General features: G+C 67.7%; 14 protein-coding genes. 3 read left to right on the forward strand and 11 right to left on the reverse strand.

The genetic code is table 11. The annotated features are described in order from the left end of the window. Positions 1-513, forward strand: a complete 513-nt coding sequence (locus B5X73_RS04825) for a tetratricopeptide repeat protein (RefSeq protein WP_043692760.1) — start codon at positions 1-3, stop codon at positions 511-513. 108 nt (positions 514-621) lie between these two features. On the opposite strand, the gene hemE is transcribed toward B5X73_RS04825, so the two are convergent. The 4 genes from hemE to B5X73_RS04845 form a co-directional block, all read right to left on the reverse strand. After that, positions 622-1,695 carry a uroporphyrinogen decarboxylase gene (gene hemE, locus B5X73_RS04830; RefSeq protein WP_079520786.1) on the reverse strand — a complete coding sequence of 358 codons (1,074 nt, stop codon included), beginning with the start codon at positions 1,693-1,695 and terminating at the stop codon, positions 622-624. After that, complete coding sequence (locus B5X73_RS04835) at positions 1,685-1,948, reverse strand: WGR domain-containing protein (RefSeq protein ID WP_036115167.1); 264 nt, start codon at positions 1,946-1,948, stop codon at positions 1,685-1,687. The genes hemE and B5X73_RS04835 overlap by 11 nt, the downstream gene beginning before the upstream one ends. A 67-nt stretch (positions 1,949-2,015) precedes the next feature. Next, positions 2,016-3,089, reverse strand: coding sequence for a 3-dehydroquinate synthase (gene aroB, locus B5X73_RS04840; RefSeq protein WP_139382654.1), 1,074 nt, complete (start codon positions 3,087-3,089; stop codon positions 2,016-2,018). Beyond that, positions 3,089-3,619 carry a shikimate kinase gene (locus B5X73_RS04845; protein WP_079520922.1) on the reverse strand — a complete coding sequence of 177 codons (531 nt, stop codon included), beginning with the start codon at positions 3,617-3,619 and terminating at the stop codon, positions 3,089-3,091. Before B5X73_RS04845 ends, aroB begins: the two co-directional genes overlap by 1 nt. A gap of 7 nt (positions 3,620-3,626) precedes the next feature. On the opposite strand from B5X73_RS04845, the gene B5X73_RS04850 reads away from it, so the two are divergent. Then, the gene (locus tag B5X73_RS04850; RefSeq protein ID WP_079520788.1) at positions 3,627-4,469 is read left to right on the forward strand and encodes an NAD-dependent epimerase/dehydratase family protein; all 843 of its coding nucleotides are present in this window, start codon (positions 3,627-3,629) and stop codon (positions 4,467-4,469) included. Between the two features lie 112 nt (positions 4,470-4,581). Next, positions 4,582-5,169, forward strand: a complete 588-nt coding sequence (pdxH, locus tag B5X73_RS04855; protein ID WP_079520789.1) for a pyridoxamine 5'-phosphate oxidase — start codon at positions 4,582-4,584, stop codon at positions 5,167-5,169. A 1-nt stretch (position 5,170) separates the two neighbouring features. Here the strand turns inward: pdxH and B5X73_RS04860 are convergent, their stop codons facing one another. The 7 genes from B5X73_RS04860 to B5X73_RS04885 form a co-directional block, all read right to left on the reverse strand. Beyond that, positions 5,171-5,824, reverse strand: a complete 654-nt coding sequence (locus B5X73_RS04860; protein ID WP_079520790.1) for a response regulator — start codon at positions 5,822-5,824, stop codon at positions 5,171-5,173. Next, the gene (locus B5X73_RS04865) at positions 5,794-7,359 is read right to left on the reverse strand and encodes a sensor histidine kinase (protein WP_079520791.1); all 1,566 of its coding nucleotides are present in this window, start codon (positions 7,357-7,359) and stop codon (positions 5,794-5,796) included. The genes B5X73_RS04860 and B5X73_RS04865 overlap by 31 nt, the downstream gene beginning before the upstream one ends. A gap of 87 nt (positions 7,360-7,446) precedes the next feature. Next, positions 7,447-8,241, reverse strand: a complete 795-nt coding sequence (locus B5X73_RS04870) for a cobalamin-binding protein (protein ID WP_079520792.1) — start codon at positions 8,239-8,241, stop codon at positions 7,447-7,449. A gap of 87 nt (positions 8,242-8,328) precedes the next feature. Then, a complete protein-coding gene (locus B5X73_RS04875) occupies positions 8,329-9,345 on the reverse strand; it encodes a 3',5'-cyclic-nucleotide phosphodiesterase (RefSeq protein ID WP_079520793.1) in 1,017 nt (338 codons plus the stop codon). 17 nt (positions 9,346-9,362) lie between these two features. Then, positions 9,363-10,064 (reverse strand): arginyltransferase, encoded by a 702-nt coding sequence (locus B5X73_RS20910; protein ID WP_176167726.1) that lies wholly within the window; start codon positions 10,062-10,064, stop codon positions 9,363-9,365. A gap of 12 nt (positions 10,065-10,076) precedes the next feature. Continuing rightward, positions 10,077-11,963, reverse strand: coding sequence for a PAS domain-containing sensor histidine kinase (locus B5X73_RS04880; RefSeq protein WP_176167727.1), 1,887 nt, complete (start codon positions 11,961-11,963; stop codon positions 10,077-10,079). Next, the gene (locus B5X73_RS04885; protein ID WP_176167728.1) at positions 11,956-12,663 is read right to left on the reverse strand and encodes a biliverdin-producing heme oxygenase; all 708 of its coding nucleotides are present in this window, start codon (positions 12,661-12,663) and stop codon (positions 11,956-11,958) included. Before B5X73_RS04885 ends, B5X73_RS04880 begins: the two co-directional genes overlap by 8 nt.

Consider the following 12,663-nt stretch of genomic DNA (forward strand, 5'->3'; position numbering starts at 1 on the left):
ATGCATCGCTTTCGCTTCTGCGCCATTGCCGCCGTCACCCTCGTCGCCGCCTGCAGCCAGCCGGCGCCGCCGCAAGCCACCCGCCCCAGCAAGCCGTCTTACGACATCGTGGCGCAGATCCGCGCCGCGGGTGAGCGTGAAAAGTCGGCGATCGAAGTCGCGCCGCTGCGCGATCCGGGCGTCCAGGGCCTGCAGCAGGCCGCCTCGGCCGACGAGCGCGCGGGCAACTATCCCGATGCCGACGCCAAGCTCGCGCAGGCGCTGAAGCGCGCACCGGACGCGCCCGAGCTGATCCAGGACCGCGCGGAAATCGCCGTGCGCATGCAGGATTTCCCGCGCGCGGAGCAGCTGGCCAAACAGTCGTTCGAGATGGGCCCGAAGTCCGGCAGCCTCTGCGCACGTAACTGGCAGACGGTGGTCGAGATGCGTCTGCAGGCGAACGATCAGGCCGGCGCCGCGTCGGCGAAGACCGAGCTCAACAAATGCCACATCGCGGGACCGAACCGGTTCTGAGATAAGACCTAGGTAGGAGCGCGCCCTGCGCGCGATATCTTCTGGCGCGAACACGTTCGCGGTCAGGAGCATCGCGCGCGGGGCGCGCTCCTACAGGGGTAGGGGGGCTCAGCGCCCCCGGATCGCCCGGCCGTGGGCGTGCACGGTATCGACGAGAACCTTTACGTTCTCCGGATTCACTTCCGGGGTGATGCCGTGGCCGAGGTTGAAGACGTGGCCCGGATGGTTGCCGAACGAATCCAGCACCGCGCGGGCCTCACGCGCCACGATCTCGGGTGACGCGCGCAGGACGGCGGGGTCGAGGTTACCCTGCAGGGCGACCCGGTCGCCCACACGACGACGCGCCTCGCCGATGTCGATGGTCCAGTCCACACCCAGGCCGTCGCAGCCGGTATCGGCCAGCGCTTCGAGCTGACCGTGCGCACCTTTCGAAAACAGGATGACCGGCAGGTCGCGGCTGACCGGGTCGGCCTTCAGTGCGTCGACGACCCGGGCCATGTAGCGCAGCGAGAACTCGCGGAACGGCGCGGGACCGAGCAGGCCGCCCCAGGTGTCGAAAATCATGAGGGCCTGCGCACCGGCGTGCGCCTGAGCGATCAGGTAGGCCGCGACCGAACGCGCGATGGTGTCGAGCAAGCGGTGGGCCAGCGCGGGATCGTTCCAGGCCAGTGCCTTGACCTGCGCGAAGTCCTTCGAGCCCTGACCCTCGACCATGTAGCAGGCGAGCGTCCACGGACTGCCGGAGAAGCCGATCAGCGGCACCCGTCCGTCGAGTTCCTTGCGGATGAGGCGCACCGCGTCCATGACGTAGCGCAGCTCGCCATCCATATCGGGCACGACCAGCTTGTCGATCGCGGCGGCGTCGCGGACGGGGCGTGCGAAGCGCGGGCCCTCGCCCGCTTCGAAGGACAGGCCGAGACCCATCGCATCGGGAATGGTCAGGATGTCCGAAAACAGGATCGCGGCATCCAGCTCGAAACGCTCGAGCGGCTGCAACGTGACTTCGCAGGCGAATTCAGGATTCGTCGCCAGGCCCATGAAGCTGCCGGCCCGCGCACGGGTGGCGCGGTATTCCGGCAGGTAACGGCCGGCCTGGCGCATGACCCAGATGGGGGTGGTGTCGACGGGTTCGCGACGAAGCGCGCGGAGAAAACGGTCGTTACGCAGGACGTCAGCGGCCATGCGCCGACTCCTGACCTTGGCTGAACATCACTTTGAAGCCTTTCTTCAGTTGCGCGTCGCGCGCTTTTTCGAATGCCGCCAGCGCGCTGTCGCGTTCGATATGTACCTCGCGCTTGAGCGAGGCCTTGCCGCCCTGCACGCCGCTTTCGCGGTACAGGGTCCAGCCGCCGAACAGGTCCTGTTCGAGCGTGATCTGGACGTAGCGGGGTGCTTCGGTCCCCGCTTCGGGCATGGTTTGCATGTAGATCCGCATCGAGCGATCCGGGCTGGCGCAGGGCCGATCATTGTAGGCGCTCCCCCGGAAGGGCGCACCCTGTGCGTCAAATGAGCACGCCGAGGACGTCGTCCTCGGCCACGCCGGCGACGATCTCCGCCCGCCCGATACCTCGCCAGAGGATCAGTCGCAGCGTCCCGGCCGTGTTCTTCTTGTCCAGTCGCATCAGTTCCAGAAGTCGGCTGGCGGCATGCTTGCCCGAGGGTTCCGTGGGCAGGTCCAGTCGCCGCAGCAGGGTGACCAGACGCTGCGTGTCCGCCGCCGGGGCCATGCCCAGCCGTTCGGAGAGCTTCGCCGCCAGCACCATGCCGATGGCGACGCCTTCGCCGTGCAGGATCTCGCTGTAATTGCCTGCGGTTTCCAGCGCGTGCCCGAAGGTATGGCCGAGGTTGAGCAACGCGCGCTCGCCTTGTTCGGTTTCATCCCGCGCGACCACGCCCGCCTTGTAGCGGCACTTGCGGGCGATCGCCTCGATGAGGGGGCCGGTTTCGCGTCCGGCCAGTGCATCGGCATGGTCTTCCAGCCAGGTGAAGAAGTCCGGGTCGCCGATGGCCGCGCCTTTGACGATCTCGGCCAGCCCCGCGCGAAACTCGCGCTGCGGTAACGTATCGAGCACATAGGTATCGGCCACTACGGCGCGCGGCTGGTGGAACGCCCCGGCCAGGTTCTTGCCCGCGGGCAGGTTCACGCCCGTCTTGCCACCAACCGACGAGTCGACCATCGCCAGCAGGGTGGTCGGGATCTGCACGAAGTCGATGCCGCGCATCCAGCAGGCGGCGGCGAAACCGGCAAGATCGCCGACGACGCCGCCACCCAGCGCGATCACGCAGGCGTCGCGTGTGGCGCCGAGTTCACCGAGCGCTTCGAGCACCTTGCCGACGTTGGCGAAGGTCTTGTGCGTCTCGCCGTCCTCGAGCAGGTACGACGACCAGCGCAGACCATCCAGCCCCTGGGCCAGCGCGTCGAGATAGAGCGGCGCGACGGTCGTATTGCTGACCACCAGCACGTGGCGGCCGCGGATCGCCGTGCGCCAGCGTGCGTTGTCGGCCAGCAGGCCGGGACCGATCCAGACGGGGTAGCTGCGACCGGCAAGGTCGACGTCGACGGTTGCGATGTCCATCAGGTGCGTTTCCAGTGACGGTCGAGGAGGGCGACGGCGCGGGGCACCGCGGCGTCCACGTGTTCGTGGCGACCGTGGAAGATCAGGTCGGCGATCTCTTCGTAGAGGTGGTTGCGATGTCCGGCCAGCGCTTCGAGTTTGCCGCGCCGGTCGATGCCCGCGATCATCGGCCGTGCCCGGTCGTGCCGCAGACGGTCGAACTGCTCGTCGACGTTGACTGACAGCAGCAGCACGGTGCCGCGCTCCGCCAGCGTCGCGCGATTGCCTTCGTCGAGCACGGCGCCCGCGCCCGTTGCGAGCACGATGCCGTCGGCGCGACTAAACTCGTCCAGATGCGCGGATTCCAGCGCGCGAAACGCCGCCTCACCTTCGCTCTCGAAGAGGCTGGCAATCGTCACGCCGAGGCGGGCTTCGATCTCCACGTCGAGATCGACGAACGGCAGGCCATAATGCGCCGCGAGGCGTTGTCCGATCGTGGTCTTGCCGGCGCCCGTGGGGCCGACCAGAAACAGGTTGGGCGAGGGATTCATCGCATCCATGCTAGCAACAAGCCATCCCCAGAGGTACGAAACCGTGCTCGTCGCGGGCGCGGGTGACGTCGGCACGCGCGTCGCCCGGCGTCTCGTCGAGGCGGGGCATCGCGTCTTCGCCCTGCGCCGGAGCGAACGGCCGGACGGCGACGGCATCCGCTGGCTGCGTGGCGATCTCACGCGCCCCGACACTTTGAAGGCCCTTCCTCACGCCGATGCCGTGGTCTATGCGCCCACGCCCGGCGCGCGCGACGAAGAGGCTTACCGCGCCATCTTCCCCGACGGTCTGCGTCATCTGGTCGATGCGTTGCCTGTGCCGCCGCGTCGAACCGTGTTCGTCTCGTCGACGGCGGTCTACGGTGAGCACGGCGGCGACTGGGTCGATGAAACGAGCGTGCCCGCGCCGATGGGATTCAACGGGCGCGTGTTGCTCGAAGCGGAGCGGTGGCTCGCGTCGCGCGATATCGGTGGTGTCAGCGTGCGTCTGGCGGGCTTATACGGACCGGGGAGGACGCAGCTGCTCGACCGGCTGCGTGAGGGAAAGGTCGTGGTGCCGAGAGGGTGCGGGATCTACGCCAACCGGATTCATGTCGATGATGCCGCGGCCGCGCTGGCGCTGGTGCTTTCGCTGGAGCAGCCCGCGCCGGTGTACGTGGGGGTGGACGACACGCCCCTGCCGATCGACGTGTTGTATGACCATCTGGCGGGATTGCTCGGTGTGGCGTTGCCGGGCGAGGGGCCGGGGCCCGTGGGCATCGGGAACAAGCGCTTGTCGAACGGGTTGTTGCGGGACGCGGGATTCCGGTGTCGCTGGGAGGATGCCCGGGATGGGTATGCGGCTCTGATCTGAGAGGCGTATCGCCCACGGCGCCGACTCCTGCGCTGGCACGCTCCCGCGGGTCCGGTGGGCGCGACGAAACGTCCGGAGACGCCTCGACCGGTCGTGCTAGCATCCGGACACTATGCTGACTTCCGACATTCTCGATACCTTCCGCGGCCTGCTCGACGAGGCGAAAGCCAGCGGCGATCGCGAGCCGACGGCGATGAATCTCGCCACGTCCGATGCCAGTGGCCGGGTGCATTCGCGCATCGTGCTGCTCAAGGGCATCGATGAGCACGGCCTGCGTTTTCACACCAACCGCGAGAGCGCGAAGGGCCGCGAGATCGCCGAGCATCCGCAGGTCGCGCTTTGCTTCCACTGGAAACAGATCCGCGAGGGTGTGCAGGTGCGTTTCGAAGGCCGTGTGCAACGGCTCGACGACGCGGAATCGGACGCTTATTTCGCCAGCCGTCCGCGTGGCAGCCAGATCGGTGCGTGGGCGTCGAAGCAGAGCCAGACGCTTCCGGACCGCCACACCTTCGAGGAGCGCGTCGCGCACTTCGAGCAGGAGTTCGCCGGGCGTGACGTTCCGCGCCCGCCGCACTGGGGTGGCTATCTGGTGAAGCCCGACCGCGTGGAGTTCTGGTACGGCGCTACCTTCCGTCTGCACGAGCGCATCGTGCATGACGAAGACGACGCGCGGTGGTCCACGCGCATGTTGTACCCCTGAGTTACAGCAGCAAACCCAGGTCTTCGGCGCGACGCACGAGTTCCACCGTGCTGTGTACGCCGAGGATCTGCATGATCATGTATTTGTGCGCCTCGACCGTTCGTGCCGACAGGCCCAGCTGTTCGGCGATCTGCCGCGAGCGCAGGCCCGTTCCGACCAGACGCAGCACTTCGCGCTGTTTGGGCGTGAGTTCGCGCAACTCGTTCGGTGGCCGGCTGGTGGAGTGCACGCCGAGCGACGGCGTGACATACGTACTTCCCGCGAGCACTTCGCGCAGGGCCAGCAACAGTTCTTCGCCCGCGGCCATCTTCAGCACGTATCCGTTGGCGCCGGCCTTCATCGCCATCGCGGCGAGCGCCGGCTCGGCGTGCATGGTGAGGAAGACGAAGGGCGTGTTGTCGCCGCGTGCCCGCAGTGCCTTGAGCACTTCGAGCCCGTTGCCGCGTGGCATGTTCACGTCCGAAAGCACGAGGTCGGGCGTCTCGCGGGCGATCGCTTCCATCAGCGTTCCACCGTCCTCGACCAGGGCGACCAGATCGTAGGTGTCCTCCAGCAGACGCTCGATACCCTGGGCGACCATGCGATGGTCGTCCGCGAAGACGATGCGCGGCGGCCCATCGTGGTTCAGTGGTCTTTCAACGGTATGCGTATGCATAGTTCGACTCCTTTGCCTGGCGCACTGCGGAGGTCGAAGCTGCCACCGAGCAGCTTCGCCCGTTCACTCATGCTGATGAGACCGATGCCGGAGGGGTGAAACCGAAGATCGTCCGGGTCGAAACCCTGACCGTCGTCCGCGATCCTCAATACCGCCTGGCTGTCCGAAACCGCCACCGCGATGTCGACGCGGGAAGCCTCGGCATGACGCAGCGCGTTCCGCAGGGCTTCCTGGGCGACCCGATAAAAACACAGAGCGACCTCGCCGGATAGTGCGCCAACCTCGGGAGGCACCGACAAGCTTACATCGGGTTCGCCGGCGTGCCGCGGCGAGGCGCATAACGCCTGCAGCGCTTCCCGCAGTCCGGCATGGCTCAGCCAGCCCGGATGAAGCTGGTGCGACATCAGCCGGAGGTCCTCCGACAGCTCGATCACCTGGGTCTGCAAGGTGCCCACGTCGGTGGAGGCGGGCTGCGGAAGGCGGCGGCGCAAGGCGCTCAGGCCGATGGATGTCGCTGCAAGTCGTTGATTGATATCGTCGTGAATGTCGCGTGCCAGGCGCGCGCGCTCCTGCTCCTGGGTGGCGATGAGATGGCCGGCCAGTTCGCGCATGTCGATCCGCGCGAGGTCGAGAGCGCGCTGGCTGGCGTGGCGCTGCTCCACGATCGCGCTGACGACAAGGGCGCACACGGTGGCGCCGAGCGTCCACAGCTGTACGCCGAGCGTCGTGCTTTGCAGGCTGTCCGAGACGAAAGGACCATGCCGGTCGACGCTCATATGCGCGGCCATCACCACGATGACGAACATCGCCGCAGCGCTGCCGGCCATCTGGGCACGCAGGCAGGCCGCCGTGAGGATCGGCGCCGGCGCCAGACAAAGCAGCGGCAGCAGGCCCGGCCGGTCGCCGAAGGTGTACCAGACGGTACCGAGGAGAGCGATCGAGGCGGCCATCCCGATCAGGAAGAGAACCGATACAGGCCCCGAATGACGCACCGCGGCGTCGGAACTGCGCACGCTGATCCAGGCGGGGATGTACAACACGTAGCCCAGCGAATGGGCCAGCGCGACGTTGGGCCAGTCGCTGAGGATGTAGCCGGGGAAGGCGGTATACGGGGCGACCAGTCCGATCAGGGTGGCGGCCCCGGCCGGCAGGGCCACAATGACGATCGTGCCGAAGGCCATCAGCTTGCCGAAGTCCTGCAGCAGCGGCGAGCCACCCCGCACCTGCAACAGCAGCCAGGCCGTCGGAGGGACGAGCGCCGTCGCCGCGATCAGTACCATGGCGGTATCGAGCACGGGCAGGTGAAACAGGCCGACGCAGGCGCCGATCAGCCCGGCCAGCGCCGATGCCGTCAGCCACGGCCAGCGACACAGCGGCGAGGCGAGCAGGGCACCCAACAGCACGGCGCCCGGGAACCAGACGATGTGCGTGCCGCCCTGCTCACTCCAGAGCGCGGCCGACAGGAGCTGCGCGCCCGCCGTGCCGACAAGGACACCGCTGCACCACAGGGCGGTGCTGCCCGTCGCGCGTTTCATGCTCTGCGGCACAGGCCCTCCCGATACGTCCACGGAGCCGGGCCAGGGCCCGGCGCGCCGCGACGATACCAGCTTGGCATGGGCGCGTCAGGCACGCCGGTCGCTCCAGCCGTGGATGATCCGGCGCAGTTCGGCCAGGCCGTCGGTCAGCGCCGCCGGACCCGGCTGCAGGATCAGCGGCGATTTCACCTCGTGGAGTTCGCCGTCACGGATCGCCGGGACGTTCTCCCATCCCGCGCGTGCGGCGACGTGTTCGGGGCGGAAACGCTTGCCACACCACGAGCCGATGATGATCTCCGGTGCCGTCGAGACGATCTCCTGCGCGTCGCCGATGATCCGGTCCTTCGCCAGCGGCTGCACGGCGCGATGTGGAAGCACGTCGTCCCCGCCGGCCAGCGTCACCAGCTCGGAGACCCACCGAATGCCTGAAATAAAGGGCTCGTCCCATTCCTCGAAATACACCCGCGGCCGTCGTGGCAGACGCGCGGAGGCTTCGCGCGTGGCGTCGAGACCGCGCTCGAGCTCGTCGGCGAGCTGGTTTGCGCGGGTGGCCGCACCGACGAGCGCGCCGAGTCGGCGGATGTAATCGAGGATGCCTTCCACACTGCGGTGGTTGGAAATCCAGACCTCGACGCCGGCCTTGATCAGCGCCTGGGCGATGTCCGCCTGGATATCGGAGAAGCCGATGGCGAGGTCGGGCTGCAGTGCCAGGATCCGGTCGACCTTGGCGCTGGTGAACGCGCTGACCTTCGGTTTGTCGCGGCGCGCTTCCGGCGGGCGCACGGTAAAGCCGCTGATCCCGACGATACGGTCCTGCTCACCGAGACGGTAAAGCGTTTCGGTGGGTTCCTCGGTGAGGCAGACGATGCGGCGCGGGCCCATGGCGGTTCCGATGCGGGACAGGCCCCGATTGTCGTCGCTCGTGGAGCCGGGAGCCAACGTCGGGCCTTCACCTATCGGCAGCCCGGGTCAAAGCTTTACCCGATCGCCCTGGCCGATGACGACATAGCGGACACCCGTGGTGTCGCCTTCGGACAGCTCGCGGGCGATCAGGGCGCGTGGGTCGCGCCCCGGTTCCAGGCTGGGTTTGATGTGGTCGACGATGACGGGAAGCCCGCGCAAAGCATGCAGGTCGCCCGCCTGCGTAGCCAGGGCGGCCAGCTCGCGATGAAGCCAGGCGGGCGTCATGTGTCCGAACAGCTGCGCGTCGGGTACGTCGCCGGGCGACGACACCTCAATCTGCAGTCCTTTCAGCCGATGCCCGCGCACCAGTGGCGCCAGCACCTGCCAGATGTCGGCAAGCCGATGCTGCCCTTTCGAAAGCGCGTCCGGGCCGGTATCGCCGAAGTACGCGTAATACGCATCGCCATGCCGCAGCAGGATCATCGACGACACGGCGCTGTCGTGCCACAGCGGATAGATGGCCGCCTGCATCGAGGTACCGGCGACCTCGAACCAGCGACCGGGCGGTTCGGCGGTGAGCGTATATCGGCCGAGGGCGGGTGCCTTGCCGGTGTTGGCCAGGTTGGGCCAGGCGTCCCAGTTGAAGTAATCTGCGCTGAGGCGTTCGGTGGTCGAGGCGAGCCCGTACAGCGGCTTGCTGCCGCGATCGTCGGGCGATGCGATGACGAGGCCGGCGATATGGTCCAGATGCGCGTGGCTGACGAAATAGCCCGCGATGCCGTTGCGCAACATGTTGCCGGCCGCCGCGAGATCGCTGCCATGGGCCTCCGGCAGCGCGCCGTGCGCCAGGGCCACCTGGATGCCCGAGACCAGCGTTCCGGCGTCGAGACCGAGATACCTGTCGTCACCGCTGGCCTTGAGCAGGTACGCCGAGAGGTTGTCGGTGCGGATGCCGCCTTCGACGCCCAGCGCGACCAGTTCGAACGAGGGCGCGACGTCGGTCGTAGAAGGAGGCGATGCCGCGGCTGCGTCGGCTAAGGCGAAGGCGAAGCACGCCGCGCGGATCAGGGGCAGGGATGTCATACCCGCATGATCGCCGCTCAGGGCGTCTCGATCCAGCGCCCATGCTTGCGGATTTCCAGCGGATGGAAGCGCCGCTTGTAATCCATCTTGGGATGCCCGGCGATCCAGAACCCGAGGTATACGTACGGAATGCCGCGGCGCTTTGCGAGCGCGACCTGCTGCAGGATGCCGAACGTACCCAGGCTTCGCGCCGATTCATCCGGATCGAAAAACGTATAGACGGCCGAGACACCGGCCAGCGCGATGTCGGTCACCGCGACGCCGAGCAGACGTTCGCCCTGGCGCATTTCCAGAAACACGGTCGGGCTCCAGGGCGCGGCGAGAAAACGCTGGAAGTCCTCGGCATCCGCCGCGTCCATGCCGCCGCCAGGGTGTCGCGCGCGGAGATAACGTTCGTAGAGTTCGTGGCGTTCGCTGGTGAAGCCCGGCAGCGTCTCGGTCACGCTGATATCGGCGTTACGCGAGGCGCAACGGCGCTGGGTGCGGTCCGGCGTGAACCGATCGGCGTCGATCCGGCAGGGCACGCAGGCCTGGCAGGCGGCGCACTGTGGCAGGTAAAGATGCCCGCCGGCGCGGCGAAAGCCCTTGGCCAGCGCGGGCCCGTAGAGCTTGTCCAGATGCGGCGCGCCGGGATCGACCACCAGGTTCTGTGCCGTCCGCTCGGCGAAATAGCCGCAGGAATGCGGCAATGTCTGAAACAGGCGGACTCGATCGGTCATGGACCGATCTTATTACGCCCGGTGGTGGACGGACATCCAGTGCGTGATGGTGCCGGTGGCATCGGTGACGGGTTCGAGTTCCAGGCGGCCTTGCAGCACGCCGCCGTCGGCCTTGCGCAGGGCGACATCGATGCGCGCGGCTTCGGCGGCGTCCAGCGTACCCGCGCGACGGGCGAACATGGCGTCATCGCCCACCAGAATGCTGCCGATATGCAGGCCCGCCAGGCTCTCGACGCGATGCCCGGTGGCGCGGACGAAGGCGCCGTTGACGAAGACGATCTGGCATTGGCGCCAGTCGGCATGGCTTGCGTCGGTGATGACGATGGCGTCGGGCAGGCGGGAGAGCGACGCGCGCATCAGCGCGAAGCTCTGCTGGTAATGCTTGCGCTCCATCATCTCGATCAGCACGCGCAGGCCGCGGGCGGAGTCGAGGTGCTGGCGCGACCACGGCCGCGAGCGACCGCGCACCGTTTCCTGCCACGACGAAAAACTCTGCCGGGGCGACAGGCGCGCGCCGGGGATGACCTCGAGCTTGGCCAGTGAGGGGTTGCCTGCCCAGCGTACGTTGCGCACCTGCTCCGCGCGCGTCCAGACCACCGCGTTATGCGAGTCGGCCTGCAGCGGCATGAAGATCACGCCCGCCGCGAGACCGGCGAATTCGGGTCCGGCCAGCTCGGGATAGTGCCTGCCGACCTCGTCGGTATTGAGCACGCCGGTGATGCTGTCGGCCATCATCGGCGTATCCGACGTGCCGACGACATCGCGGATTCGCAGCAGCGCGGCTTCGTCGGGCAGATGGCCATGGCGGATGACGCGGTTGCCGGCGAAGATCGCCACGCCATCGGCGTCGACCACCTCGAGCAATTCCGGTGCGAGCGTGGCCAGCAGTTCGGGATCGATACGATCGCTTTCGTTGAACGCGGTGATCAGCTTTTCGCGGACCGTGAGCAGGGTGCTCTCGACCTCGATCTTATCCATCTCCTCGATCGCGGCGACGCGCGTGGCGAACGCGCGCGCGACGGAATCGGCCACCTGACGCATGCGGTGGTCGCAGAAGAACGGACTGTAGTGATGGCAGGCGATCAGGCCCCAGAGGCGGCCGTTCGCGATGATCGAGGCAACCAGTGTGGCGGTGACGCCCATGTTGCCGAGGTATTCCAGATGCACCGGCGACACGCTGCGCAGTGAGACATCGCTGAGGTCGGTGGCTTCGGACGTCTGCGGATCGTAGGGCGGGAGAATGCGCGACGGGATGTACTTGCAGTCGCTGATCTGGCGGACCCGGTTGCGCAGGTACAGCGCGCGCGCCTGCACCGGAATGTCGGTGGCGGGATAGTGCAGGCCCAGATAGGGCTCCAGCTCGTCCTTGCGCGACTCCGCGACGACTTCGCCGTGCCAGTCGTGATCGAAGCGGTAGACCATGACGCGGTCGTAGCCGAGCAGGCCACGGATGGTGCGCGCGACACGCGTCGCCGCGCGCTGCACGTTGCCGTCGATTTCCAGCTTGTGCGTGAGGTCGTAGGCGACGCGGAGCGGATCGTCGTCGAAATAGTCTTCGCGCGGCTCGATCTCGATCATCCAGCGCGTGTCATAGGCATGCACGGTGGCATACCAGCCCGACTTGTCCACGTCGTGCGGGAACACCACGGGGACCCAGGAGCTGTGCGCCGGCCGCTCATCGTCGATGAACAGGTCGTCGGGGAGGCCGATCACTTCGTGGAGCGGCGCGTCCAGCACGGCGTCGAGGTCGACACCCAGCACGTCGGCCGCGTTTTCGCTGATCTGCAGAATCGTCCGCGTCGCCGCGTCGGCCACGATCAATACCCCATGGGGCTGGATCGAGCCGGGGATGTGGATCGGCTCGCGGTCGCAGGCGTTGAGGTCGGGCAGGTCAGACATGCGCGGCAGGCTCCATCAGGGTCTGTCGAAAGCGGGCGAACATGCGTCGCGCGCCGTCAACGGCGGCGCGACGCGAGGCGTCGTCATGCAGCTGGGTGTCGAGGATGTGCTGGAAACGGCGCCAGGCCGAGGGGGCTTCCTCGCCGATGGCGTAGAACCGGTGGTCGCGGTCGGGGTAGAGTTCGCGCAGGCGGCGGACGATCAGGCGACCGCCGAGGGCGGAGCCTTCGATGACGTAGAGTTCGCCCCAGCAGGTCGCGGAGTCGCGGGTCGAATCGCCGGAAGGGCTGGCTCCTACAGGGGCAGAGGCAGGAGCGTCGCGAGCGGGGCTCGCTCCTACGGGGGCAGGGGCAGGGGCAGGAGCATCGCGAGCGGGGCTCGCTCCTACAGGGGGGGCGTGGCCTTCGACGGGGCGGCTCGTGTAGGAGCGAGCCCCGCTCGCGACAGCCAGATCGCCCCGCAGCAACGACGCCCGCGACACATAGCTCCAACCCGCCTGAGGCACGTCGGAAGCCAGCCACCCGGCACGATCCGCCTCCCACTCCTCGAACAACGCCAGCTGCGCACGCAGCAGCGCCTCATACCCCGCCACGTCCAGCTCACCGTCCATCAGCCGGCGCATGCCGCCCGAGGCTTCGGTGTCCTCGTGCGCTTCGCGGGTTTCCTCGCGCAGCAGGAGATGGGCGGGGCGCGGCGCCAC

This window comes from Luteibacter sp. 22Crub2.1, assembly GCF_900167995.1.
GTDB classification, from domain to species: Bacteria; Pseudomonadota; Gammaproteobacteria; order Xanthomonadales; family Rhodanobacteraceae; genus Luteibacter; species Luteibacter mycovicinus.